The organism is Embleya scabrispora (assembly GCF_002024165.1).
GTDB lineage: Bacteria > Actinomycetota > Actinomycetes > Streptomycetales > Streptomycetaceae > Embleya > Embleya scabrispora_A.
This window is the reverse complement of record NZ_MWQN01000003.1, coordinates 1,010,243-1,034,748: the sequence shown is the minus strand read 5'-3', so window position 1 is coordinate 1,034,748 and position 24,506 is coordinate 1,010,243. Positions and strand designations below refer to the sequence as shown.

The window sequence follows — 24,506 nt, the reverse complement described above, 5'->3', positions numbered from 1 at the left end:
CGCTCCGGGGGGTACCGGCGCGTCGGTGGTGGCCCGATGTGGGTGGCCCACGATGGCGAGTGACGACGGATTCGGGGGCGTCGTTTGGCTCTGGAGGTTCCGTCATGCCCGAGGTAACCAGTCCCTATACACCCGGCACACCCTGTTGGGTCGACCTGATGGTGCCCGACCAGCAGGCCGCCCTGGACTTCTACCGCGACCTGTTCGGCTGGCAGGGCGAGGTGGGCCCGCCGGAGACCGGTGGCTATGCGGTGTGCACGCTCCGCGGCAAGGCCGTCGCGGGCATCATGAAGGCGATGTCCCCCGACGGCGGCCCGACCCCGCCGACCGCGTGGACCACCTACCTGGCCACCGCCGATGTGGACGCCTCGCAGGAGAAGATCACCAGGGCCGGCGGCAAGGTGATGATGCCGGCGACGGACGTGATGACCCTGGGCCGGATGTGCGTCGCCGCCGGTCCCACCGGCGCGGTGTTCGGTCTGTGGCAGGCGCGGGACTTCGGCGGGGCGCAGGTGGTCAACGAGCCCGGCTCGGTAATCTGGAGCGAGCTGAACACCAGCGATACGGGCGCCGCGGCGAAGTTCGCCAAGGCCGTGCTCGGTCTGGAGGCCGCGCCGATGGAGGGGGCCGAGGGCTACTTCTCGCTGAGCGCGGGTGGGCGGGTGGTCGGCGGGATGCAGGGGCTCGACCAGCTGCCGCCGGGCACGGCGTCGCACTGGCTGACCTATTTCTCCGTCGACGACACCGACAGCGTCGTCGACGCGCTGATCCGGGCCGGCGGCAATGTGCTCAAGCCGCCGTTCGACATGATGGCCGGCCGGATGGCCGTGGTCACGGACCCGCAGGGCGGCGCGTTCGCGGTGATCAACGCGACCGCTCCGGCACCGTACTGACCCGACGGCATCGCCCGGCGGCCTACGCGGGCGCCGGGCGGTGCCGTGCGTTGGCGCCGCCGGGCGGTGCCGTGGAGCGGGCCGGCGTGATCCGGCGGCCGAACGGGTGACCACCGGTGCGCGTCGCCGCCGCCGGTCCCGCGAGGCGTACGTACCCGACGGTGGGCGCATGTCTCACCACCTCGGCGGGCCCAACCCGCGGTCTCCCAAGGACGACGCCCGGCTCGACCTCACCGACCTGTTCGTGTTCTCCCGGCCCGCCGCCTATCCCAGCGGCCGCACACTCACGACGACGTCGCCTCGGCCCGGCTGACCATGTTGTCCTACGGCACCCCGCCCGAGTCGGCCGGTCGCGCATACGCACGGTCCGCCCCTCGGAGTGTGAGGGGCGGACCGTGCGCACTGTCGAGTCGGGACTACGGGGTCGGGTGGGTGTCGTCGGCCAGGGCCTTGAAGCCGCGCAGTCGCAGGCTGTTGCCGACCACGAAGACCGAGCTGAAGGCCATCGCGGCACCGGCGAGCATCGGGTTCAGCAGGCCGGAGGCGGCCAGTGGGAGAGCGGCGACGTTGTAGGCGAAGGCCCAGAACAGGTTGGACTTGATCGTGCCCAGGGTCTTGCGGGCGAGGCGGATGGCGTCGGCGGCGGCACGCAGGTCGCCGCGTACCAGGGTGAGGTCGGAGGCCTCGATGGCGACGTCGGTGCCGGTGCCCATGGCCAGGCCGAGGTCGGCCTTGGCCAGCGCGGCGGCGTCGTTGACGCCGTCGCCGACCATCGCCACGATCCGGCCCTCCTCCTGGAGGCGGGTGACCACGTCGACCTTGTCCTTGGGCATCACCTCGGCGAACACGTGCTCCGGGTCGATGCCGACCTGTGCGGCGACGGTGTGCGCGACCGTGGTGTTGTCGCCGGTGAGCAGGATCGGGGTCAGGCCCAGCTCGCGGAAGCGGCGGATGGCCTCGGCGGAGGTGGGCTTGATCGCGTCGGCGACGACCAGGACCGCGCGGGCCTTGCCGTCCCACGCCACCGCGACGGCGGTACGGCCCAGCGCCTCGGCGTCGGTCATGGCCCGCTCCAACTCCACGGGGAGGTCGAGCGCCCACTCGGTGAGCAGCCGGGTGCGGCCGACCAGGACGGCGTGGCCCTCGACGATGCCCTGCACGCCGAGCCCCTCGACGTTGGCGAAGTCCTCCGGGTCCGGCAGGTCGCCGACCCGCTCGGTCGCGCCCTTGGCGACGGCCTGGGCGATGGGGTGCTCGGAGGCGTTCTCCAGGGCGCCGGCCAGGCGCAGTACCTCGGTCTCGGCCTCGTCGGCGGCGAGGTGCACGTCCAGGAGCGTCATCCGGCCGGTGGTGACGGTGCCGGTCTTGTCGAGCACGACGGTGTCGACACGGCGGGTGGATTCCAGTACCTCGGGGCCCTTGATCAGGATGCCCAACTGGGCGCCGCGCCCGGTGCCGACCATCAGCGCGGTCGGGGTGGCCAGGCCCAGGGCGCACGGGCAGGCGATGATCAGCACGGCGACGGCGGCGGTGAAGGCGCCGGCGATGCCCTGGCCGGTGCCCCACCAGAAGCCGAGGGTGGCGGCGGCGAGGGCGATCACGATCGGCACGAAGATGCCGGAGACCTTGTCGGCCAGGCGCTGCACCCGGGCCTTGCCGTTCTGCGCGTCCTCGACCAGGCGGGCCATCTGGGCGAGCTGGGTGTCGGCGCCGATTCGGGTGGTCCGGACCACGAGCCGGCCACCGGCGTTGACGGTGGCGCCGGTGACGGTGTCGCCGGGAGCGACCTCGACGGGGACCGACTCGCCGGTGAGCATCGAGGCGTCGACCGCCGAGGTGCCCTGTTCGATCACCCCGTCGGTGGCGATCTTCTCGCCGGGGCGGACCACGAACAGGTCGCCGACGGCGAGCTGTTCGACCGGGACGCGCTCCTCGCGCCCGTCGCGCAACACCGCCACGTCGCGGGCGCCGAGTTCGAGCAGGGCCTTGAGCGCGGCGCCGGAGCGGCGCTTGGCGCGGGCCTCGAACCAGCGCCCGGCCAGGATGAAGGTGGTCACCCCGGCGGCGGCCTCGAGATAGATGTTTCCGGCCCCGTCGCTGCGTTCGACGGCGAAGGAGAACGCGTGGGTCATGCCGGGCTCGCCGGCGCTGCCCCAGAACAGTGCGTAGACCGACCAGGCGAGCGCGGCCAGCGTGCCCATCGACACGAGCGTGTCCATGGTCGAGGTGCCGTGCCGCAGGTTGGTCCAGGCGGCCTTGTGGAACGGCCACGCGCCGTAGGCCACGACCGGCCAGGCCAGCGCGAGGGACAACCACTGCCAGTTGGTGAACTGCAACGCCGGGACCATCGCCATCGCGATCACCGGCACGGTCAGTACGGCGGAGATCAGCAGCCGGTCGCGCAGGGCGCGGACCCGGCCGCCCTCGGGGTCCGCCTCGGGCGCGGCTTCGCCGGTTTGGCCGGCGGTGACGGGAGGGGCGGGGAGTTCGGCCGTGTATCCGGCCGCCTCGACCTGGGCGATCAGGTCGGCCGGCGCGATCTCGCCGGCGTAGCTGACCTTCGCCTTCTCGGTGGCGTAGTTGACCGTCGCGGTCACGCCGTCGAGCTTGTTCAGCCGCTTCTCGATGCGCATCGCGCACGAGGCGCAGGTCATGCCGCCGATCGACAGTTCGATCTGCCCGCTGTCCTGCGGCGTCGAGGTCTCGGTGGTCGAACCCATCGCCTGCTCCTGTTCGGATCGGTGGTTGCGCGGCCGTCGCGGGGCCGGGGGCGGTGGCGGCCGGTGCCGTCCCGCGATCATGCCTCAACTATACCCTAGGGGGGTATCAAAACGTCAAACGTCGGCCACGACCGGGGGACGTGTCGGGCATCCCTAGTGCGCGTGCTCGCCGTGCTCGGGCTGGTTGGGCTGGTTGGGCTGCGTGGACTGTGCGGACCGGGCGGGCGGCGGGGCCGGTGCGGTCGTGGCGCCCACCGTGACGGTGAACTCGGCGGTGCGGACCCTGCCCTCGTGTTGGAAGTCCAGGTACAGGCGGTAGTTGCCCGCGCTGGGGGCCTGGGCCTGGAAGCCGATGCCGGGACCCGCGGGGGTCCTGCCGTCGCCGGGCGCGCCCTGCGGGTGCACGTGGAGATAGGCCAGATCGCCCTGGCGCAGCGCGACCAGGTGGCCGTAGGCGCCGAGGTAGGGCTGGAGGTCGGTGACGGGGCGGCCGTCCCTGCTCACGTTCAGGGTCAGCGGTGCGGATGCCCCGGTGGCCAGGTCGCCGGTCAGGGTGACGGTGTAGCCGTCGACGACGGCCGTGCGGCTCGGCGCGGGCAGCGCGGCCGGTGCGTAGTCGCCGGCCACCACGACGTCGGCGCCCAGGGTGAGCGTGCCGCCGGGGTCGCCGGTGGGCGTGAAGTCGGCGAACATCCGGTACGTGCCGGCGGTCGCGAAGGTGAGCGGCACGCTCCAGGTGCCGTCGGCGCCGAGCACGGGGTGTACGTGCTGGAACCCGGACAGGTCGCGGCGGGTCACGATCAGGTGCAGGTCCTTGTCGTGGGCCCGGTCGTAGCGCGTCCACGGTTGCCCGTCCGGGCCGAGTACGCGGAAGCGGAAGTCGGTGGTGGTGCCGGCCGGCAGCGGCTCGGCGGGGGCGACCAGGGTGTAGCCCCGGTCGGAGACCTGCAGGCCGCCGGGCAGCTCGGCGGCGGCCGGTGTGGCGCCGGGGGAGCGGGCGCCGCCCGACGGGCCCGCCTGGGCGCCGCCGTGGCCGCCGTGTGCGGGGGCGGGATCGGAGCCGACCGGGCCGACCGCGTGGCCGACGCCGAATGCGGCCCCGAAGGCCAGCACGACGCCGGCGCCGAACGCGCCGACCTTGACTGCGGTGTTCATGGGCTCTCCCTGTTCGATGGCGCGTTCGCTCGATGGCGCGTTCGACACCGCGTCGGATTCGGATGCCGCGTTCGAGGCGGTGGGGCGGGTGGTCGCCGGACCGCGGCGGGCCCGGTGGTGTCGCCGACCGGGGCCGTAGGTCCTCCGTCGAGGGGGCGCCGGTGTCGGGCGGCGCCCCCTCGACGGATCAGTGGCAGCTGCCGCAGCAGCTCGCGCCGGCCTCGGGGGCCTCGGCTGCCGGGGCGACCAGTTCGTAGCCGGCCTCGTCGATCGCCGCCGCGACGGCCGGGTCGGCCAGGGCCGCGTCGGAGGTGACCGTCACCTTGCCGCTCGCGAGGTCGACCGCGACCTCCGTGACGCCGTCGATCCTGCCGACCTCGGCTTTGACCGAGGAGACGCAGTGGCCGCAGGTCATGCCGGTGACGGTGTAGGTCGAGGTGACGGAAGTGGTCGTGCTCATGGCGAAGCCTCCTGGTTCTCGGGTCCGCCGCACCGGTTCCGGGCGGCGGCTTCGACTACAACATACCCCCCTGGGTATATTGTCAACCCGAGGGGATGGATTCCCGTTGCGAAGCGGGGGGTGTGGGTGGGGGAACTCCCGTCAGGAGCGCACCAATCGGGCCACCGCGTCGGCGGCCTCGCGGACCTTGGCGTCGGCCGCGTCGCCGCCCTGCCCGGCGGCCTGGACCACGCAGTGGCCCAGGTGATCGGTCAGTAGCCCCAGGGCGACCGCCTGGAGCGCCTTGGTCACGGCGGACACCTGGGTCAGCACGTCGATGCAGTAGGCATCCGACTCCACCATCCGATGCAGACCTCTGACCTGGCCCTCCACCCGCTTCAGGCGGGCGAGGTAGGCGTCCTTGCCGTCGTCGTATCCGGTCATCGCGGGCCTCCCTGGTCGCGCATGCGGTCTCGGCTCGACCGCAAGGTACCCCCGCAGGGTATCGTTTCGGTCGGTCGTATACCCCCGGGGCCTATGAAAATATTCGGAATGCCGGGTGCCGGGCGCCCACGTCGAAGGCACGACATGCGGCCGCCCCCGGGATCCGTGGATCCCGGGGGCGGCCGCATGTGCTTCGGGGTGTGCTCGTGCCTCGCGCTCAGTCGCGCAACATCAGGATGACGCCCGCGGTGAGCGCGCCGACCGCGACGGCGGCTATGCCGTACGCGACGCGATGGCTGCGCAGGATCGGCAGGAAGCGGTCCACGGCCAGTCGGCCCGGGCCGGTCAGCGCGAGTGCGGCGGCGGCCGCGGTGAGCAGCAGTTCGTACTCCACGCCCTTCGGTGCGAAGAAGCCGCCGTCCCACTTGACCGCGATGGCGTTGATCATCGTGCCCACGATCCCGGCGGCGGCCAGAGGGGTGCACAGGCCGATGACGAGGGCGAGCCCGCCGAAGGTCTCGGTGAGGCCGGCCACGGTGGCCATCGCCTTGCCGGACGGGTAGCCGCTCATGGTGAAGAACTGGCCGGTGCCGTCCAGGCCGGAGCCGTCGAACCAGCCGAAGAGCTTCTGCGAGCCGTGTGCGGCCATGGTCAGGCCGACCACGACGCGCAGCAGGGCCAGGCCGAGGTCGTAGCCGTGCAGCGACGCGCCGGGCGCGCCGGCGGGCGCGGTGCGGGTCGCCTGATCGGGGTCGCGGTGGGTCGTCTCGGCGGGGGAGTACATGCGGGTGCTCCTGTCGATGGCGAGGTCGCTGGGGCGATCTTGCGGCGTGCGGCATGCCGCACCGCCGCACGCGGTGTCACCGCGTGTGGCGATGCGGGCCACGAGATGCGGGCGGTCCAGTTCAAATTTGAACTACTTCGACGCTACAGGCCGACCCCGGCTTCGACAAGCTGGGTAGGGTTTGCCGCATGAGCGAACCGCGTTGGCTGGACGACCTGGAGATGGCCGCGTGGACGAGCTTCGTCGAGGCCGGCCACCGGGTGGACCGGGCTTTGGAGCGCCAGCTCAAGGACGAGGCGGGGTTGTCCCACCCGCAGTACGAGATCCTGGTGCACCTGGCGGACGCGCCCGACGGCGAACTGCGGATGGCCGAACTGGCCGACCGGTTGATCACCTCGAAGAGCGGGATCACCTACCAGGTCGCCCAGTTGGAGAAGCTGGGCCTGGTCCGCCGGCGCGCGTGCCCGGAACAGGCGCGCGGGGTCTACGCGGTGCTGACCGACGAGGGATCCGCGCGGCTGCGCGGCGCCGCGCCCGCGCACGTGGCGCGGGTGCGCGAGGTCCTGATCGACGTGTTGGATCGTGACCAACTGGCGGTACTGGCCGAGGCGTTGGGCGTGGTCGGCCGCCGACTGCGGGCACACGACCGAGCCTGAGACACGGCCGGCGCCGCGCGGGCCCGGACACGGGTGCGCCCCGCCCCCGGCGCGCTGCCGGGGGCGGGGCGATCACTCGTGATGCGGTGTTCTTCGGGACGCGGTCAGGAGATCGAGACGTCGTCCACGAAGAACGTGGTCGTCGCGGACTCGTCCTCGGAACCGGAGAACTGGAGGCTGACCGTCTGGCCCGCGTAGGCGCTCAGGTCCACGGTCTTCTGCGCATAGGTGCCGGTCGCGTTGGCGTTGGAGTAGGTGGCCAGCGTGGTGCCGTTGATCTGGACATCGAGGGTGTCGTAGACGGTGCTCCCGACCTCCTCGGTGGTGATCTTGACCCACACGCGCAGCTTGGCGTTGGCCGGGACGGTGATGTTCGACTGGCTCAGGGTCTCGGTGGCGGTGCTGCCGTAACCCATCATCCAGGCGTACCAGCCACCGCTGTGCGGGGTGGCCTGCGTGCTGTTGGTGATGTCGTTGGCGCTCTGCGTCCAGTTGGCGGTGCCCTGCTCGAAGCCGCCGTTCTGCAGCGAGTTGCCCGGGTTGACGGTTCCGACGGTCAGCGTGTACGTCGTCGCGTGCTGCACGTTGCCGGTACCGGTGATGGTGATCGGGTACGTACCCGCCGCGACGTTGGCCCCCACCTGGAAGGTCACCGTCGAGGACGCACCGGACTGGACCGACGTCGGGTTGAAGGTCACGTCCACGCCGCTCGGCGCGCCGGAGGAGGTCAGGTTCACCGTCTGCGGGTTGCCGCTGGTGGTCTGGGTGTTGACGGTCGCGGTGGTGTTGCCGCCCGGCTGGGTGTTGCCCGAGTTCGGGCTGACGCCGACCGAGAAGTCGTTGCCGGGGTTGCCGCCGCCGACCGCGGTCTTCCAGATGGTGTAGGCGACACCGTCCGCGCTGCGGTCCAGAACCGTCGCGTTGATGTTGGAGGTGGTGTCACACGCGGAGTGGTAGCAGGAGTCGTAGGACTGGTTGGCCTGTCCGCCCCACTTCTGCGCCTGTGCCGAGGTCTTGCGCGCGTCGGCACCGGCCGCGTAGCCGGAGGTGGGGATGCCGCCCTGCTGGAAGGAGGCGTCGTCGGAGCGTCCCTGGCCCTCGACGTTCTCCTCCGGGCGCAGGTTCAGCGAGTCCCAGTAGGCCTTCATCGGGGCGGCGGTGGCGGAGTTGATGTTGTTGATGAAGTAGCCGCCGTTGGGCGAGCCGACCATGTCGAAGTTGTAGTAGCCCTTGATCGCGGTGCGCTGGGTCGAGCTCAATTGGCTGACGTAGAACTGCGAGCCCTGGAGACCCTGTTCCTCGCCGGCCCACCAGCCGAACCGCACGTGCTTGGTCAGGTTCGGGTTGGCCTGCGCGAGGACGAGCGCGTTCTCCAGGAGGGTGGCGGAGCCGGAGCCGTTGTCGTTGATGCCGGGGCCGGCCTGGACGCTGTCCAGGTGGGCGCCGAACATGACGGTGGAGTCGGCGGGGCCGCCGGGCCAGTCGGCGATCAGGTTGTTGGAGCGGTAGGTGCAGGAGGTGCAGGTCTGCTCGGTGACCTGGTAGCCGGCCGCCTGGAGCTTACCCTTCACATAGGCCAGCGACGCGGTGTAACCGGCGCTGCCCGCACGGCGGTTGCCGCCGTTCTGGGTCGCGATGGTGTTCAGCTGGGACAGGTGCGCCTGCACGTTCGCGACGCTGACGTCGGGAATCGGGGAGGACGTGCCGCTGACCGTCAGGGTGTACTGCGCGGTGTGCGTCACGCCGGTACCGGTGCCGGTCACCGTGATCGTGGACGTGCCCGGCGTGGCGGTCGAACTCGCCGACAGGGTCAGCGTGGAATTGGCGCCGGACTGCACACTGCCCGGGTTGAACTGGGCGGTCACACCGGTCGGCAGGTTGGAGGCGGTCAGGGTGACCGTCTGCGCCTGGCCGGCGGTGATGGTCGTGGCCACCGTGGACGTGACGGACGCGCCCGGGGCCACCGTGCCGGCGGTCGGGTTGAGGGTGATCGAGAAGTCGTTCTGACCCGGGCCGGGGGTGCAGGTCGGGTCACCGGTCTGCGCGGGCACGCTGATCGCGTCCCAGGCGGCCTTGGTCTTGGTGAACAGCGCGCAGGTCGGGTCGAGCGTCTTGGCCGCGCTGAGCGTCGCGGTGCGGTAGCGCTTGTAGGTCATGCCGCTGGTCTTCAGGAGCATGCCGCCGTAGAAGACCTTGCCGGCCTGTTGGATGCCGACCCCGGTCAGGGTGCTGCTGTTGCAGGTCGGGCTGGTCGGCTTGCCGCCGCCGGGGTTGGTGCCCTCGGCGAGCAGGTAGAACCAGTGGTTGAGCGGTCCGGCCGCCGCGTGCTCCTCCGTGCTGGGAATCGAGGAGCTGTAGCAGTCGGGGTCGCCGTTGGTGGACGGCTTGTACATGTAGCGGATCGGGCCCTGGCCCACCAGGTTCACGGTCTCGCCGACGGTGTAGTCGGGAGCGTCGTACGGCGAGGGCTCGTTGGTGTACGCCTCGGTCAGCGCGCCCATGATGTCGCCGGTGGCCTCGCCGAGTCCGGCCTCGCCGCTGGTGCTGCCCGGGGTGAACTGGTCGATGCCGTGGCCGAATTCGTGGCCGACGACGTCCATCGAGCCGATCCACTGGTTGCTCTGGTTGTGCCCGATGGAGATCGACGAGCCGTCCCAGTAGGCGTTGACGTCGTTCAGACCGACCTTGACCGGCCAACTACCGCCGTTGCCGTTGTGCCCGTTGCGACCGAGCCAGTCGCGGAGCATGTTCCATTCCTTCTGCGCCGCCCACATGACGTCGACGCAGCCGGTCTCCTTGCTCGACGCCTGACCGTTGCCCCACGAGTCCGAGGACTTCGAGAAGACCTGGCCGCTCGAGTAGTCGGCGCAGGTCAGACCCGGCCGGTTGGGGTCGCGCAGGGAGTACGTACCACCGGAGTTCGTGGTGTCGATCGCGAGCGGATTGGGGCCGTTCCACTGGCTGTTGCCGGTGCCGGCCTTGACGTCGTCGACGGTGTCGAGCACCGTGCCCGTGCTCGCGTCCACGAACACGTGCAGCCGGCTGGGCGCGGTCGCGGTCCGGCCGATCAACACGGTTTCCCAGGCCAGCGCGCTCTTGCCGTCCTTGACCCGGACGACCAGGCGGTGCGAGTCGACCCGGTCCACGCTCGCCAGCTTGGTCCTGGAGGTGGCCTCGGCCGCGCCCGCCGCGATGGTGGGCTGGGTCGGTACGGAGATTCGGGCGTCGGTGGACGACTGGGTCGCCCGTACCCGGCCCTTGCCGTCGGCCATCACCACGGCGTCCGCGCCGACGACCGGCAGGCCGCGGTAGGTGCGCTGGTAGGCGACCGAGTACAGGTCGTTGATCCACGGCGTGACGGTTTGGCGCTGGTACTGCTCGTCGGGACCCTTGGCGAGGGTGTCGAGGCCGCTGGAGACGGCACGGTCGGCGGCGGAGACCGCCAGTGCCTGCGAGTCGGGCTGTGGCGGGTCGGCTGACGCCGGCTGGGCCACCACGCCCACGGTGAGGCCGGTGAGCATGGCCAGAACGGTTCCGGCCGTGGTCATTCTTCGATTCATCGAGGCTCCTCGAGTGGGAAGGCAGACCTCGACCACGAATCCGGCTTGGACCGCACGCCTCGTGAGCGCCGCGGTCGACCGTGCAGGCCGGGGTTCGTGCCCGAGCGAGCGAAACACTCACACGGACACGAGGGCCGCGCGAAGGGCTGCGGCGAGGCCGGCAAATAGTGGCGAAATCAGTGCTGCCTCGGGCCTGTTGCGGGTTCGGCGTCCGGGCCCTCGGCGGTGCGGGCCCGGATGCCGAGGGATCAGACGCAGAGGGGTTCGCCGGACTGCACCGGGACGCCGACCGCGCTCCAGGCGTCCCGGGTCGCCTTCCAGACGACGCAGGTCGGGTCGAGGGTCTTGGCCGCTTGTACGGTGAGCGTGCGCAGCTTCTTGTAGTCGATGCCGGACGGCCGCGACAACAGGCCGCCGTAGAAGACGCGACCGGCGGTCTTGATGCCCACTCCGGTGACCGTGGAGTGGTTGCAGGTCGGGCTGGCAGGCTTGCCGCCGCCCGGATTGGAGCCTTCGGCGAGCAGATAGAACCAGTGGTTCAACGGACCGGACGCCTTGTGCTCGTCCGGCGGCAGTGTCGAGCTGTAGCAGTTCGGGTCGCCGGTCAGCGAGGGGTTGTACATGTGGCGCAGCGGTCCGCCACCGTCGAGAAAGACCATCTCGCCGACGGTGTAATCGGGGGTGTCGAACGGTGCGGGTTCGTTGGCGTAGAACTCGGTGAGCGCGCCGAAGATGTCGCCGGTGCCCTCGCTGAGGCCGGCTTGCATGAACGAGCCCGGGGAGGTCTTGTCGACCACATGTCCGTACTCGTGGCCCACGATGTCCATCGCGCCGAGCCATTGACTTTTGGTGTCGTGGCCGATGAGCACCTTGTTGCCGTCGAAGTAGGCGTTCACGGTGGGGAGACCGACGACCACCGGTACGGTACCGCCGGCGCCGTTGTGGCCGTTGCGACCGAGCCAGTCGCGGAGCATGTCCCATTCCTTCTGCGCCGCCCACATCGAGTCGACGCAGCCGGTCTCGATCGTGGTCGGGTTCGCGTTGCCCCAGTCGTCGACGGTCTTGGCCAACACCGCGCCGTTGTACTTGGAACAGGTCAGGCCGGGGCGGGTCAGGTCGTTCATGAAGGAGGTGGAACCGCTGGAGGCGGTGGTGATGGTGATCGGGTCGGGGCCGTTCCACTTGCTGTGCCCGGTGCCGGCGTGGACGTCGTCGTAGGTCGCGGTGTCGAGCACCGCGCCGGAACGGGCGTCGACGAACACGTGCAGCCTGCTCGGCGCGTTCCCGACCCGGCCGGTCACTACCGTTTCCCAGGCCAAGTGGGCATTCGCGGGGTCGAGTTGCACCACCAGGCGGGGTGTCTCGACCCGGTCCACGGCGGCGAGTCGGGTGCGCGCGCTCGCCTCGGCGCTCGCGGCGGGTACGGTCGGCGCGGTCGGCACGTCGATGCGCGGGCCGTCGGCGGTCTCCACGGCCCGGACCCGGCCGGTGCCGTCGGCCAGCACGGCGGCGTCGCCGCCCACCACGGGCAGGCCGCGATAGGTGCGGGTGTAGGCGATCGAGTAGAGGTTGTCGAGCCAGGGCGTCACCATGCCCCGCCGGTACCGCTCGCCGGGTGCCTTGGCGAGGTTGCCCGAGTCGCCGGAGACGGCGCGGTCGGCCGCCTCGATCGCGGCGCCGCGGGCGGCGGCTGGGGAGTTCGATGGCGGGGCCGCGTTCGAGGGTGTGGTGGTGCCGATTCCCAGGCCGGCCAGCAGGGCCAGGACCGATCCGACCGTCAGCGTTCTGCGATGCATCGAGGCTCCTCGGGTGGAAGACGGGCCGCGACGACGAAACCGATCGCCGGCGCGCCGGGTTCGTCGCCCGAGCGAGGAACACCCTCACAGCGGAACGGTTCTGCGGCAACGAATCTCGAACAATCGGCACATCTTGGCTAGTTGTGGGCCCGAGCGGGCTCAGTGTCGGGGCTCCCAGCGGAACAGCCGGATGCCGAGCGCGGCGCCGATCAGCGTCCAGGCGGTCACCGACGCCAGCGCCAGGAACGCGCTGCCCACGCCCATCCCTTCCCAGGCCCCGATGGCGAGGTCCACCACGCCGTCGCCGGGGACCAGGTAGCCGAGCCATCGCAGGTGCTCCGGGGCCCGCTCCTGCACGAGCAGGTTGCCGCCGATGGCCACGACCAGGAACGGCATCGTGGTGACCTGCGCCTGCTCCGCCGACGCGGTGAACGCCGAGGTGGCCATCGCGACCCCCGTACACATCAGCGCCCCGCTCACGATCGCCAGGACGAGCAGCCCCGCGTTGTCGGGGGCGGAGAGACTGGTATACGACAACACGACGACCAGCAGCACGAGTTGGCCGCACGTGACCAGGACCGCCGGCAGCACCAGCCCGACGATGATCGACGCGTCGGGGTCCGCGCCGCTGCGCAGACGTTTGAGAAACAGGTCCTTGCGCCGGGCCGCGAGCGTGGCGGCGAGTGTCGCGTGCACCCCGATCAGCAGCATGAACAACACGGAATGCGCGACCGTGTCCGGCGTCGGCGAGGCCAACGCGGTGGACGCGACGAACAGCGGCAGCAGTACCACCGTGGCCGCGACCGTCTTGTCGCGCAGCATGATGCGCAGTTCGGCGGCGGCCACGGCCCGCCAGGCGGTGCCCTTCACGCGGCCACCCCCGTCGGCGCGGGGTTCGCGACGGCCCGGAAGACGTCGTCCAGCGTCGCCGGCCGGGTCACCAAGCCGCGCAGGCGCACGCCGCGCCCGTCCGCCCAGGCGAGCAGCATCACCATGGCGCGCTCCGGCTCGTCGGTGGTCACGGTGACCCGGTTGCCCCGGCTGGCGGCCACGTCCACCGCGAGCGGCAGGTCGGTCGCGGCCGGTCCGTCGGGGAGATCGAAGGAGATCCGGGCGGGGTACGGGGCGAGCAGTTCGGCCAGGGTGCCCTCGACCGCGATCCGCCCCTCGCGCATGATCGCGATCCGGTCGGCCAGCGTGCTCGCCTCCTCCAGGTAGTGCGTGGTCAGCACCACCGTGGTGCCATCCGCCGACAACTCGCGCAGCAGGTCCCACAGGAGATCACGCGTCTGCGGATCCAGTCCGGCGGTCGGCTCGTCGAGGAACAGCAGTTCGGGCCGCCCGTACACCGCCATCGCCAGGTCGAGCCGCCGCCGCTCGCCGCCCGACAACCGGTTGACCCGGACGTCGCGCCGCCGGGTCAGCCCGAGCCGGTCGATCAACGCCTCGTCGTCGTCCTCGCGCCGCGCGACCCGGCTCCACAACCGCAGCGTCTCGATCGGCGTCAACTCGGCCGCGAACCCCGACTCCTGGAGCATCATTCCCGTCCGCAACCGCACCGCGGTCGAGCGCGGATCGCCGCCGAGCACCCGCACCGACCCCGAGGTCGGCCGGCGGTGGCCTTCCAGGGTCTCCAGCGTGGTGGTCTTCCCCGCGCCGTTGGTGCCCAACAGGGCGTACACCTCGCCCCGGCGCACGTCGAGGTCGACCCCGGAGACGGCCTCGAAGGCGCCGTACGAGCAACGCAGTCCGCGTACTTCGATCATCGTCGCATCCATGACGCCAGCGTGTGGCCGGCCGCCCGCGCCCGGTAGTGGCCCGGTGTCCGCTCCCCGGCTGACAAATGTCATGCCCGCCGATGACCGATCACCGGGAGCGAGCCCCGGCCGCGCACCTACGCTGGGCACATGGTCTCCTCCACGATGCGACGGGCACGCCGCTTCACCGCGTGGTCGCTGCTGTCGGCCGTGGTGCTGGTCCCGGGCATCCCAGCGGTGCTCGCGGTGGTCGAGGCGGTCCACGGCGACAACGGGTGGCCGTTCGCCGTGGCCGCGATCGGCTGCTGCGGACTGTTGTTCGCCACCGCCCGGCACTGGGCCGGCACGCCGCCGCGCGGTCTCCTGACGGTGACCTGCGCGGTGGCCCTCGGGGTCTCCGCGGCGGCGCTGGCCCACGACGCGATATTCCCGTGGCCCATGCCGCTCGCCACCGCCGTGGGGCTGCTGACGATGTACGCCCGCGGTCGTCGGTGGCGGGTCCTGACCGCGGGCCTGCTGGTGACAGCGGCGCTGCCGATACTCCTCGGGCCGTCGCCGGGGGAGAATCCGGATCAGACGGTCGGCGCGCTGATCATCACCACCGGTGTGGCGCTGACCTGCGTGGTCAACGACTGGGTCTGGCGCCAGTTCGTCGAACTCGACGACGCGCGCCGGATCGCGGGCGAGTTGGCCGTGGCCAACGAACGGCTGCGGTTCGCCGCGGACCTGCACGACATCCAGGGCCACACGCTGACCGTGATCGCGGTCAAGAGCGAACTCGCCCGGCGGCTGGTCGAGAGAGACCCCTCGGCCGCCGCCGCGCAGATCGGCGAGGTGGAGGCACTGGCCCGCGAGGCGGCGACCGACACCCGGGGCCTGGTACACGGCTACCGCGAGGTGTCCTTCCCCGCCGAACTGGCCAACGCGGCGGCGGTGTTGACCGCGGCCGGGATCGAGTGCCGCTACGCGAGCCCACCCCCGCTGCCGGACCGGGCCGGCACGCTGTTCGGCCTGGTGGTGCGGGAGGCCACGACCAACATCCTGCGGCATGCGGCGGCCACCACCGCCTCGATCGACGTGTCCGCAGACGGCCGCCGGCTCACGATTCGCAACGACGGCGCGACGCACGGAAGACGCCCCGGAGGCACCGGCCTGGCCGGCTTGGACGCCCGGCTGCGCGGCCACGGCGGCGAGTTGCGCGCCTCGGCCGGCCTGGGCGTCTTCGAGGTGGTGGCGCGCCTCGATGTCGCCGACCGTACGGAGGCCCCCGCGTGATCCGCCTGGTGCTGGTCGAGGACGAGGCGATGTTGCGCGGCGCGCTGGGCCAACTCCTGGACCTGGAGCCGGACCTGACCGTGGTCGCCCAGGCCGCCGACGGGACGGCCGCGATCGCCGAGGCCGCCCGGCACGTGCCCGACGTGGTGGTGATGGACCTGGAGATGCCGGGTGGGCCCGACGGTCTGGAGGCGGCCGGCCGCATCCTGGCCGGGCGCCCCGACACCCGGATCGTGCTGGTCACCCGGCATGCCCGCCCCGGCGTGCTCACCCGCGCGCTGCGGGCGGGCGTACGCGGATTCGTGCCCAAGTCGCGGCCGGCCGCGCATCTGGCCCAGGTGATTCGCGACGTGCACGCGGGACACCGGCACGTGGATCCGGAGATCGCGGCGGCGGCCCTGGTACTGGACTGCCCGTTGTCCGAGCGCGAGTTGGACGTGCTGCGGTTGACCCGGGAGGGGCTGAGCGTGCGCGACATCGCCGGCCGGGTGCACCTGGCCGCCGGGACGGTACGGAACTACCTGTCCTCGGCGATGACCAAGGTGGGCGCCCCGAGCCGGCACGCCGCGGCCCGTTACGCGGTCGAACGCGGATGGTTGTGACGGCCGTGGCGGGGGATCGACGGTGACCGGTCGGGAATCGCCCGAGGCGGCGGGCTTCGAGCCGGCCACCGGCGCGGAAGCCGTACCGGTCGCGGGCACGCCGGAGCGCGCGGCGGCGGTGCGGGACGCGTTCGAGGCGCTGCTGCGGATTCGCGACGTGGTGAACAGCGGCGCCGGCGACCCGCGCGCGACGCCGGCCGAGTGGGAGCGGGTCCGGATGGTGCGTGCCGTCGCGCTGGCCTTGGAGGCCGCCGGGATAGCGCCGTCGGCCCTGGACGAGCGCGGACAGCGCACCGCCACCGGATACTGCGTCACCGCCGGCGACCACCCCCAAGTGGTCCGGGTCGAGTGGCCGGGCCCGCGCGGCAGCGGCGCCGGCCACGAGGCGGAGCGGGCGCTGCACGGGTGCGCGCGGGTGCTGGGCGAGTTGGGCTGGGTGGTGTTGGAGTACCGGGGCAAGGGTGGTCGGCGGTATCTGGAGGTGGAGGCCCCGTCGACGATCCGGCGGTGAAACGATCGGCGGTGAGGCCCGTCCGCCGTCACAACCCCGGATCCAGGCCCGCGTGCCGACCGCACAGGGCCATGCAGACCTGATTGGGCCCCTCGTACGCGCGCTCCGGCAGGGCTGCCAGAGCCCGAGCCACCCAGACCGCAGCTCCGTTGATCGTGGCCGCGGCGCTCAGCGCCGCCGGGCGGGCGGGGAACCGCACGCCGAACATCGCGCAGTGCAGCGCCTCGGGATCCACGGTCGTCGATTCGCCGATACTCCTCATGGCTCCTCCACACGCGTCTACCCGACCGTGGGTGTGCGACGACCTGCGGCCGGTGTCGCTGCGCACGCCGAGGGCCGGTCTCCGTGTCGCCCTCGGGGTCGCGCGTCGACACGAAGAGCCGCCGGTCGGACGAGCACGGGTGGTGATCGCGACTCGGGAGCCCGGGGTGGCGGCAGCTTGTGGCTTCAGAGCTATAATACGCCGCCCGCGCGCCGATGGGGGATCACGAACCGGTCGGATGCACACGGTACGGACCCGATCCGGCCGCCGGGGCCCGGGGAATCGCCGCCGAGGGGTTCAGGCGCGAAATCCGAGGTGGACGTGGTCGTGGTGGGTGTCGTCGGTGAAGAAGGCCGCGCCGGAGAGTCGGTACGGGCCGCCGACGTTGTACGAGCCGGCCGCCTCGCCCGCGCGCATGAAGCTCTCGACCAGGGAGCGCGGGGTGGCCGGATCCACGATCGGTCGGCCGTCGACGCGCCACACGTCCACCGCGCGGCCGACCGGGTGGTCGCTGGGGCGGGTGGTGCCGAAGACGTCGATCGGGTGTCCCGAGCGCAGGATGCTCACGTCGACGGTGTGCTGTGCGGCGAGCGCTTCCAGCGCGGTCAGTACGGATGTGTGGACGGTGCCGGCGCGCAGATCGGCGGCGGCTGCGGGTGGCAGCGTGATGCGCGGGTCGGCCAGGACGCGGGCCTCCTGGGCGGAGGGGGTGGCGGCGGCCGCTCCCGGCGTGGAGGGGTGCAGGGCGGTGACCGTCCAGTCGGGCTCGGTCCGGCTCAGTCGTACGTCGACGGTCACGCCGCCGGCCACCGGGGTTCCTTCCGCGCCGCGGATCCACGAGCGGCAGACGACCAGGACACTGGCGGTGGTGTCGAGGATGCCGCCGTACTGGGCGTCGACCACCTCGATGACGGCCTCCGGCGTGTCCGCGAGCAGTGGCCCGGCCTGGTCGGCGAGGGCCGGGGAGTAGCCCAGCGCGGCGATCCGGGCCCGGGCGGCGGCGATTCCCTGTTCGCCCGGCGGCCAGGCGCCGAGCGCGGACACCAGCGTGACGGCCCGCTGTTTGACGTGCGGTCGCACGTCGCCGGGGTTGGCTGCCCAGGCGGTGACCACGGGCAGTGCGGGAGGGGTGGCCGGCGGACTCGCGCTCGCGGTCGGGCTCCCGCCTGGCGTGGTGCTCGACGGGGTCGGCCGGGTGTGCCGACTATCGGACGACGAGCAGCCCGCTGCCGCCGCCACGATGCCGAGTACCACCGCGCGCCGTCCCGGAACAGGCGTTTTGTCCACGCGGCCACGATAGGCCGCGCGCCTGCCCGATTCGGGCGATCCGGTGTCGTGTCGGGGGCGGGTCGATCGCAGGGCGCCGAGCGCGCGGGTGTCGGCTACGACGCCGGTACGGGAGCGTCCGCCGCCGGCCGGACCAGTACCCCGGTCAGCAGGGCGTCGAGGTAGCGGGCGGCCAGCTCCGGATCGTCGCGGTCGGGGGAGTGGCGGACGGCGAAGCCGAGACCGTGGAGCAGGAGCAGCAGGTCGGCGGGCCCCAGCGGCGGGCGCAGCACCTCGGCGTCGGCGGTACGGGCGAGCAAGTCACCGGTGGCGCGCAGCAGTTGGCCTCGCAGCTCCAGCGTCTCCGGGGTGGCCGCGCCGGAGTCGGAGGCCGCGGCGGCGAATGCCTCGTCCTGTACGTAGGCGTCCAGTGTGTCCCCGAGGAAGGCGCGCAACGCCTGCTGTGGGTCGGGCAGTCCGGCTGCCTCGCGGGCCTGCCGGACGAGCGTGGCGAAACGATCGGCGGCCAGTGCTTCGAGCAGCGCCTCGGGGGTGGGGAAATGCCGGTAGACGGTGCCCACGCCGACATCGGCGGCCAGGGCGACCGCGTTCAGTTGCGGCGGCCTGCCCCCGCGTACGAGCACCCGCGCGGCGTCCATGATGCGCCGCCGGTTGCGGGTCGCGTCCTTGCGCCGCGTGGGTCTGTGGGGAGAGGCCGTGTCGTCCATGCGCGCGACGTTATCGGCAAAGCGGATGAGTAGTCCATTAGGAGGATTCATCCGTTTACCGGAGCGCCGGTGACCCGAAGGGCCGGACCGTGCTCGCCGCTTCGGCACGGCCGAACGGGTTCGCCGGATCGGGTGAAATTGCGGCGTTTTCGGCCTTGCCGGCGTGCCCGCGGCCGGAATCGGGGGTTCTCTCGGAGGGCGGTTGCGAAGGAGGTCACGATGGCGCGCGTCACGGCCGGTGGTGCTGTGCCGCGGCACGGCGTGCGCCTGGTGGTCGTACTCGTCGCGCTGCTGGCCCTGTTGCACGCGGCGCACGGCGCCGGTGCCGGAGCGCGCGTCGGTGGGTGGGACTCGGATCGGTGCGCCACCGGTACCACCCGGTACACGGTCCCCGTCGACGCCGAGGACGCTCCGGCGGAGGACTCGGGCGGTCGGCCCGGTCCGGCGGATCCGACCGGCTGTACCCCGCCCGGCCTCCGGCCGCGATACCCGTCCGTCTCCGCGTCGAGCGCAACGTCGGTGGGCGGGCGCGGACTTCGGCCGGCCGACCCGGACGCGCCGGGCGCCCGTACCGCGTCGAATCCGATGGTGGGGGTGGGAACACCCGCGCGGACCGTGGTCCTGCGCTGCTGAGCGGGCACCGCCGCCCCGCCGTCGCCGCAGTGGGCGATCGGCCGGGCCGGCGTACCGATCCGATTCCGCAGCCCGCGAACACGGGAGATTCCGCCATGCCCTTCGACGTCTACCTGCTGATGAGCGCCCTGGTCCGGGCCGAGGCCGCCCGCGCGGCGGCCGGTGCCCCGCCTTCCGAGACGCCGCCTGCCAAGCCCCCGACCGCCAAGACCCCGCCCCCGGTCGCCGACCCCGTCGCCGGCGACCCACCCGGCGCCCGTGCCGAACCCGAGGGGATCCCGGGTGTCCCGGGAGTCCCGGGCGCTTCAAGTACCGACCACGACCCGACCGGTGTGATCCGCAGGCGCTGATCCCCGCCCGTGGCCTCCGACACGCGCACCGGGGGCCACGGGGCGCCCCGCCTCGACCGACCGCGCCCTCATGCCCCCGGCCTGGACACCTTCCGATCAGATGATTATGGTTTTCATTATCGAAACGTCGAGACGGCACCCGCCGATCGACGTACACCCACCCCTGCTCGGAGACTTCCCATGCGTATATCCGTCCGCGCCGGCGCCGCCCTCGCCGCCGGCGTCCTGAGTACCGGCGCCCTCGCCGCCTGCGGTTCCGACGACAAGGACGCCCGGGACGGCAAGCGGACCGAGGCCGCCCCGGTGGCCAACGCCGGCGCGCCCGCCGCCGGTTCGGGGCCGAAGGTCAAGGTCGTGGCGACCACCACGCAGGTCGCGGACTTCGTACGCAACGTCGGGGGCGACCGGGTCGAGGTGACCCAGTTGATCAAGGCCAACGCGAGCGCACACGAGTACGAGGCCACCCCCGCCGACCTGAACGCCATCCGCGGCGCCAAGCTCGTCGTCGAGAACGGCGTGGACATGGAGAAGGCGTGGCTGCCCAAGGCGGTCCAGGCCGCCGGCTTCACCGGACAGGTGGTCGACTCCTCCACCGGCGTACGGCTGCGCAAGGGCGAGCCCGGCACCGACGGCGAGGAGTTCGACCCGCACATCTGGCACGACCCGACCAACGCCAAGGTGATGGTGGCCAACATCGGCCGCGCCCTGAGCGGCGCCGACGCGACGAACGCCAAGGTGTACGAGAACAACCTCGCGGCCTACACCGCCAAGCTCGACGCCCTCGACGCGGACACCCGGGCCAGGATCGACGCCATCCCCGCGGCCGATCGCAAGCTGGTCACCAACCACGACGCGCTGGGCTACTACGTCGACCGCTACCGGCTGGAGTTCGTCGGCTCGATCATCCCCGGCTTCGACGACCAGGCCGAACTGTCCGGCAGCCGAATCGACGAGATCGTCGGCAGGATCAAGGCCACCGGCGCCAAGGCCGTGTTCGCCGAGAGCGCGCTGCCGCCCAAGACCGCCGCGACCATCGCGCGGGAGGCCGGCGTCAAGGTCGTCGACGGCGACGACTCGCTCTACGCCGACTCGCTCGGCGCCCCCGGCTCGGCCGGCGACACCTACCTCGGCGCGGAGAAGCACAACACCGACACCATCGTCGCCGCGCTGCGAGGGTGACGATGACCGACCACATCGCCGCCGCCGCGCCGTGGGCCCGGCCATGACCGACCCCGCTCCCGACCCGATCCGCTTCACCGACGCGACCATGGCCTACCACCGCGCTCCCGTCCTGGAAGGCGTCGACGGCCGGGTCCGCGCCGGCGAGGCGGTGGCCCTGATCGGCCCCAACGGCGGCGGCAAGAGCACCCTGATCAAGGCCGTGCTCGGCCTGGTCCCGGTGATCGCGGGCACGGTGACCGTGGCCGGCCGCCGTCCGGCCGAGGCGCGCGCCCGGGTCGGCTACGTACCGCAGGCGGCGAGTCTGGACCCCGAATTCCCGGTCACCGCCCGCCAGGTGGTGATGATGGGCCGGCTGCGGCTGATCGGCCGATGGCGCCGACCCGGCCGGCAGGACCGGGCGGCCGTCGACGACGCGCTGGCCCGGGTCGGCCTCGCCGACCGTGCCGGCGCCCGCTTCGGCACCCTGTCCGGCGGGCAGCGCCAGCGGGTGCTGCTGGCCCGCGCGTTGTCCCCGGACCCGCCGATCCTGCTCCTGGACGAACCCTTCAACGGCGTCGACGCGGTCAGCCAGGACGCGCTGATCACCGCCCTCACCCGGGCCAAGAGCACCGGCACGGCCGTGCTGGTGAGCACCCACGACCTCGGCCCGGTCCAGTGCCTGTGCGAACAGACCTGCCTGGTCAACCGTCGGCAGATCGCCTTCGACCGGACCGAACTGGCGCTCACGCCCGACCTGTTGCGCGCCTGCTACGGCGGAAACGTGGTCGACCTGGACGCCGGCCGACTCGTCGTCACCCGAGGCTGACCGGCCGTGGACACCACACTGCTCCTGGAGCCCTTCCGCGTCCCCTACCTCACCCGGGCCCTGATCGAACTGACCATCCTGGGCGTACTCTGCGGCACCGTCGGCACATTCGTCGCGCTGCGCCGCCTCGAGTTCGTCGCCGACGCGCTCACCCACACCGTCTTCCCCGGCGTGGTGATCGGCTTCGCCCTCCGGGGCGCGAGCGGCATCCTCGCCGGCGCGCTGATCGCGGCCGGTGTCACCGCCTGCGCCCTGACCCTGCTCACCCGCCACCGCCGCACCGGCGACGACACCGCGCTCGCCATCGTGCTGACCGCGATGTTCTCCATCGGCGTCCTGGTCGTCTCCCGCAGCCACTCCTACACCGCCGACCTCCAGACCTTCCTGTTCGGCCAGGTCCTGTACACCTCCCGCGCCCAGATCACCGAAACCGCCGTGGTGGCCCTGCTCTGCCTGGTCGCACTCGCCGTACTGGGCCGCGAACTCGTGCTGCGCGCCTTCGACCCCGACGCGGCCCGAGCCGCCGGGCACCGCGTCGGCGCGCTGGACCTGGCGCTGAACCTGATCGTCGCGCTGACCGTGGTCGCCGCCGTCCGCACCGTCGGCACCGCGCTGATCCTGGCCCTGCTGGTGATCCCGGCGGCCATCGGCCGCACCCTGGGCCGCCGCCCGGCCCACCTGGCGCTGATCGGCTCGGTCGCCGCCGTGGTGTGCGGCTACCTGGGCCTGGTCATCAGCTACACCGCCTCCGTCGACTCCGACATCGCCCTGCCCGCCGCCCCCACCGTCGTCCTCACCCTCGTCGCCGCGCACCTGCTCGCCCTCGGCGCGTGCGGCGCGGCCCGACTGCGCCCCGCCCGCTTCCGGAGCCCCCGATGACCTGGTTCGACACCTACACCCACCGCGCCTACGCCGAGGCCGTCATGGTCGGTCTCCTGGCCGGCGTCGTCGGTGTCCAGGTCGTGCTGCGCAGACTCGCGTTCCACGCCATGGCGACCACCCACGCCACCTTCCCCGGCGTGGTCCTCGCCTCGATCCTCGGCATCGACATCTACCTCGGCGGCACCGCGTTCGGCGTACTGCTCTCCGTCGCGGTCCTCGCCCTGACCCGGCGCCCGGGGCGGACCGCGTCGGGTGCGATCGGCGTCGTCCTCGCGGCCGGCTTCGCGCTGGGCGCCGTCCTGGTCGCGGCCGGACCCGCGAGCGATCGCAAACTGTCCGCCTTCCTGGTCGGTTCCATCGTCACCATCGACAGCCACGACCTGGTCGTCACCGCCGCCGTCGGGACGGTGATCCTGGCGCTGCTCGCGGTGTTCGGCCGCGAACTCGGCTTCGCCGCCTTCGACCACGACGGGATGCGGGCCGCCGGACACCCGGCCCTGGGCCTCGACCTGCTGCTCCTGCTGATCGTGCAGGCGGTCGTCGTGGTGCTCACCCCGGCGGTGGGCGTCATGCTCACCCTGGCGCTGCTCGTGGCACCGGCGGCGACCGCCCGGTTGTGGACGGATTCGCTGCGCCGCACCGGAGTACTGGCCGGCCTCCTCGGCGTCGGCAGCGCGGTCACCGGACTGGAACTGTCCCGGCACTACGACGTGGCCGCCGGCGCGACCATCGCCCTCGTGGCGGCGGCCGGCTTCGTGGTCTCGCTGCTGGTATCCCCGCGACACGGCGCGCTCGGCCGGCTCCTGGACCGCCGCCCGGAAACGGCGACGGCACCGGCCTGACCGTCCCGCCGCCAGAGATGTGTCAGCGCTCGTCCGGACGGTGGACGATCGAGGAAGGGACGTCCGGGACCGGGTGCGCGCACGCCGTCCGGCACCGGCGAACGTTCGGGCGCGCTCGGTGCGCCGACCTCGAACAGGCGCGTCGGAGCGGGGGGTTGTGCTGAACTGTGGGCATGGAATTCTCCCGACTGCTCGACTGTCTCGCGGCCGACTTCGCCCGCCTCCGGGCCGTGTCGGCGACGGACCCCACGGCCGGTGTGCCGACCTGCCCGGGCTGGACCGTGGCCGACCTGACCCGCCACGTCGGCGAGGTGTACCTGCACAAGACGCGGGCCATCCGCGAGGGCGCCGAACCCGACCCGTGGCCGGCGCGGGAGCCGGCGAAGGAGGATCCGATCGCGCTGCTCGACCGCGCGTACGCAGACCTGCTTTCCGAGTTCGCCACCCACGGCCCGACGGATCCGGCCGGATCCTGGTACGCCCCGGACCCGACCGTCGGCTTTTGGATCCGGCGGATGGCGCAGGAGACGGTGATCCACCGGATCGACGCCGAACTCGCCGCCGGGGAGCCGATCGCCGAGATTCCTCCCGACCTCGCGGTGGACGGCGTCGACGAGTTGCTGAAGGTATTCGTGGCGTACGGCGTCGCCGAGTGGGGCGACTACTTCACCGGCGTCCTGGCCGAATCCCCGGGCCGGACCTACCTCGTGCGCGCCGACGACGCGGCCTGGCGGGTATCGACCGGACCGGGCCTGTTCCGCGTCGAGGACGGCGCGGGCACCGGTCCGGCGGACGTGACCGTGAGCGGCCCCTCGGCGGCGGTGTTGCGCCGGCTCTGGAACCGCGAGGAGGCCGACGCCACGAGCCCGGTGACGGTCGTGGGTGCCCCGGAGGCGGTCGAGGAACTGCACCGCTGCATCGTCGTCGCGACCCAGTAGCCGAGTGGCCGACGAGGGGTGCGGCG

At 72.3% G+C, this 24,506-nt stretch carries 25 protein-coding genes; 13 read left to right on the top strand and 12 right to left on the bottom strand.

The genetic code is table 11. The features are described from left to right. Window positions 1-104: 104 nt before the first annotated feature. On the top strand, window positions 105-893 hold the full coding sequence (locus tag B4N89_RS40130; protein WP_078981455.1) for a VOC family protein: 789 nt from the start codon (window positions 105-107) through the stop codon (window positions 891-893). 169 nt (window positions 894-1,062) lie between these two features. Beyond that, window positions 1,063-1,206, top strand: coding sequence for a hypothetical protein (locus tag B4N89_RS50295; protein ID WP_161500975.1), 144 nt, complete (start codon window positions 1,063-1,065; stop codon window positions 1,204-1,206). Between the two features lie 103 nt (window positions 1,207-1,309). On the opposite strand, the gene B4N89_RS40120 is transcribed toward B4N89_RS50295, so the two are convergent. From B4N89_RS40120 to B4N89_RS40100, 5 genes are all read right to left on the bottom strand, one after another. Continuing rightward, window positions 1,310-3,613 carry a heavy metal translocating P-type ATPase gene (locus tag B4N89_RS40120; RefSeq protein ID WP_078981453.1) on the bottom strand — a complete coding sequence of 768 codons (2,304 nt, stop codon included), beginning with the start codon at window positions 3,611-3,613 and terminating at the stop codon, window positions 1,310-1,312. A gap of 153 nt (window positions 3,614-3,766) precedes the next feature. Then, on the bottom strand, window positions 3,767-4,768 hold the full coding sequence (locus tag B4N89_RS40115) for a hypothetical protein (protein WP_078981452.1): 1,002 nt from the start codon (window positions 4,766-4,768) through the stop codon (window positions 3,767-3,769). Between the two features lie 187 nt (window positions 4,769-4,955). Then, on the bottom strand, window positions 4,956-5,228 hold the full coding sequence (locus B4N89_RS40110; RefSeq protein WP_078981451.1) for a heavy-metal-associated domain-containing protein: 273 nt from the start codon (window positions 5,226-5,228) through the stop codon (window positions 4,956-4,958). Between the two features lie 141 nt (window positions 5,229-5,369). Continuing rightward, window positions 5,370-5,651, bottom strand: coding sequence for a metal-sensitive transcriptional regulator (locus tag B4N89_RS40105; protein WP_078981450.1), 282 nt, complete (start codon window positions 5,649-5,651; stop codon window positions 5,370-5,372). A gap of 217 nt (window positions 5,652-5,868) precedes the next feature. Next, window positions 5,869-6,435 (bottom strand): DoxX family protein, encoded by a 567-nt coding sequence (locus tag B4N89_RS40100; RefSeq protein ID WP_078981449.1) that lies wholly within the window; start codon window positions 6,433-6,435, stop codon window positions 5,869-5,871. 188 nt (window positions 6,436-6,623) lie between these two features. Between B4N89_RS40100 and B4N89_RS40095 the strand changes: the two genes are divergently transcribed. Continuing rightward, window positions 6,624-7,091 carry a MarR family winged helix-turn-helix transcriptional regulator gene (locus B4N89_RS40095; protein WP_078981448.1) on the top strand — a complete coding sequence of 156 codons (468 nt, stop codon included), beginning with the start codon at window positions 6,624-6,626 and terminating at the stop codon, window positions 7,089-7,091. A 104-nt stretch (window positions 7,092-7,195) separates the two neighbouring features. Here the strand turns inward: B4N89_RS40095 and B4N89_RS40090 are convergent, their stop codons facing one another. From B4N89_RS40090 to B4N89_RS40075, 4 genes are all read right to left on the bottom strand, one after another. Then, a complete protein-coding gene (locus B4N89_RS40090; RefSeq protein WP_078981447.1) occupies window positions 7,196-10,651 on the bottom strand; it encodes a M28 family peptidase in 3,456 nt (1,151 codons plus the stop codon). A gap of 248 nt (window positions 10,652-10,899) precedes the next feature. Further along, window positions 10,900-12,447, bottom strand: coding sequence for a M4 family metallopeptidase (locus B4N89_RS40085; protein WP_101897497.1), 1,548 nt, complete (start codon window positions 12,445-12,447; stop codon window positions 10,900-10,902). Window positions 12,448-12,606: 159 nt separating this feature from the next. Then, window positions 12,607-13,317, bottom strand: a complete 711-nt coding sequence (locus B4N89_RS40080) for an ABC transporter permease (RefSeq protein WP_078981446.1) — start codon at window positions 13,315-13,317, stop codon at window positions 12,607-12,609. Further along, a complete protein-coding gene (locus B4N89_RS40075) occupies window positions 13,314-14,225 on the bottom strand; it encodes an ABC transporter ATP-binding protein (protein ID WP_078981445.1) in 912 nt (303 codons plus the stop codon). Before B4N89_RS40075 ends, B4N89_RS40080 begins: the two co-directional genes overlap by 4 nt. Before the next feature lie 129 nt (window positions 14,226-14,354). On the opposite strand from B4N89_RS40075, the gene B4N89_RS40070 reads away from it, so the two are divergent. From B4N89_RS40070 to B4N89_RS40060, 3 genes are read left to right on the top strand one after another with little or no spacing between them, the layout of a single operon-like run. Continuing rightward, window positions 14,355-15,479, top strand: a complete 1,125-nt coding sequence (locus B4N89_RS40070; RefSeq protein WP_078981444.1) for a sensor histidine kinase — start codon at window positions 14,355-14,357, stop codon at window positions 15,477-15,479. Further along, on the top strand, window positions 15,476-16,081 hold the full coding sequence (locus B4N89_RS40065; RefSeq protein WP_078981443.1) for a response regulator transcription factor: 606 nt from the start codon (window positions 15,476-15,478) through the stop codon (window positions 16,079-16,081). The genes B4N89_RS40070 and B4N89_RS40065 overlap by 4 nt, the downstream gene beginning before the upstream one ends. A 22-nt stretch (window positions 16,082-16,103) precedes the next feature. Then, on the top strand, window positions 16,104-16,592 hold the full coding sequence (locus tag B4N89_RS40060; RefSeq protein ID WP_078981442.1) for a hypothetical protein: 489 nt from the start codon (window positions 16,104-16,106) through the stop codon (window positions 16,590-16,592). Between the two features lie 28 nt (window positions 16,593-16,620). Here B4N89_RS40060 and B4N89_RS40055 read toward each other — a convergent pair whose 3' ends face one another. From B4N89_RS40055 to B4N89_RS40045, 3 genes are all read right to left on the bottom strand, one after another. Next, on the bottom strand, window positions 16,621-16,854 hold the full coding sequence (locus B4N89_RS40055; RefSeq protein WP_107504201.1) for a DUF2795 domain-containing protein: 234 nt from the start codon (window positions 16,852-16,854) through the stop codon (window positions 16,621-16,623). Between the two features lie 297 nt (window positions 16,855-17,151). Then, window positions 17,152-18,141 carry a hypothetical protein gene (locus B4N89_RS40050; RefSeq protein ID WP_235619235.1) on the bottom strand — a complete coding sequence of 330 codons (990 nt, stop codon included), beginning with the start codon at window positions 18,139-18,141 and terminating at the stop codon, window positions 17,152-17,154. Between the two features lie 95 nt (window positions 18,142-18,236). Continuing rightward, the gene (locus tag B4N89_RS40045) at window positions 18,237-18,848 is read right to left on the bottom strand and encodes a TetR/AcrR family transcriptional regulator (RefSeq protein WP_201261123.1); all 612 of its coding nucleotides are present in this window, start codon (window positions 18,846-18,848) and stop codon (window positions 18,237-18,239) included. Window positions 18,849-19,067: 219 nt separating this feature from the next. On the opposite strand from B4N89_RS40045, the gene B4N89_RS40040 reads away from it, so the two are divergent. The 7 genes from B4N89_RS40040 to B4N89_RS40010 all read left to right on the top strand — a co-directional run bounded on the left by B4N89_RS40040 (window position 19,068) and on the right by B4N89_RS40010 (window position 24,480). Then, window positions 19,068-19,481, top strand: a complete 414-nt coding sequence (locus B4N89_RS40040; protein WP_143658250.1) for a hypothetical protein — start codon at window positions 19,068-19,070, stop codon at window positions 19,479-19,481. A 95-nt stretch (window positions 19,482-19,576) separates the two neighbouring features. After that, the gene (locus B4N89_RS40035) at window positions 19,577-19,831 is read left to right on the top strand and encodes a hypothetical protein (protein WP_078981439.1); all 255 of its coding nucleotides are present in this window, start codon (window positions 19,577-19,579) and stop codon (window positions 19,829-19,831) included. 180 nt (window positions 19,832-20,011) lie between these two features. After that, window positions 20,012-21,010, top strand: a complete 999-nt coding sequence (locus tag B4N89_RS40030; RefSeq protein WP_078981438.1) for a metal ABC transporter substrate-binding protein — start codon at window positions 20,012-20,014, stop codon at window positions 21,008-21,010. A 43-nt stretch (window positions 21,011-21,053) separates the two neighbouring features. Then, window positions 21,054-21,818 (top strand): metal ABC transporter ATP-binding protein, encoded by a 765-nt coding sequence (locus B4N89_RS40025; RefSeq protein WP_078981437.1) that lies wholly within the window; start codon window positions 21,054-21,056, stop codon window positions 21,816-21,818. A 6-nt stretch (window positions 21,819-21,824) separates the two neighbouring features. After that, the gene (locus B4N89_RS40020; protein WP_078981436.1) at window positions 21,825-22,697 is read left to right on the top strand and encodes a metal ABC transporter permease; all 873 of its coding nucleotides are present in this window, start codon (window positions 21,825-21,827) and stop codon (window positions 22,695-22,697) included. Next, on the top strand, window positions 22,694-23,542 hold the full coding sequence (locus B4N89_RS40015; protein ID WP_078981639.1) for a metal ABC transporter permease: 849 nt from the start codon (window positions 22,694-22,696) through the stop codon (window positions 23,540-23,542). Before B4N89_RS40020 ends, B4N89_RS40015 begins: the two co-directional genes overlap by 4 nt. A gap of 173 nt (window positions 23,543-23,715) precedes the next feature. Next, complete coding sequence (locus tag B4N89_RS40010) at window positions 23,716-24,480, top strand: maleylpyruvate isomerase family mycothiol-dependent enzyme (protein WP_078981638.1); 765 nt, start codon at window positions 23,716-23,718, stop codon at window positions 24,478-24,480. The last annotated feature ends 26 nt before the right edge of the window (window positions 24,481-24,506 follow it).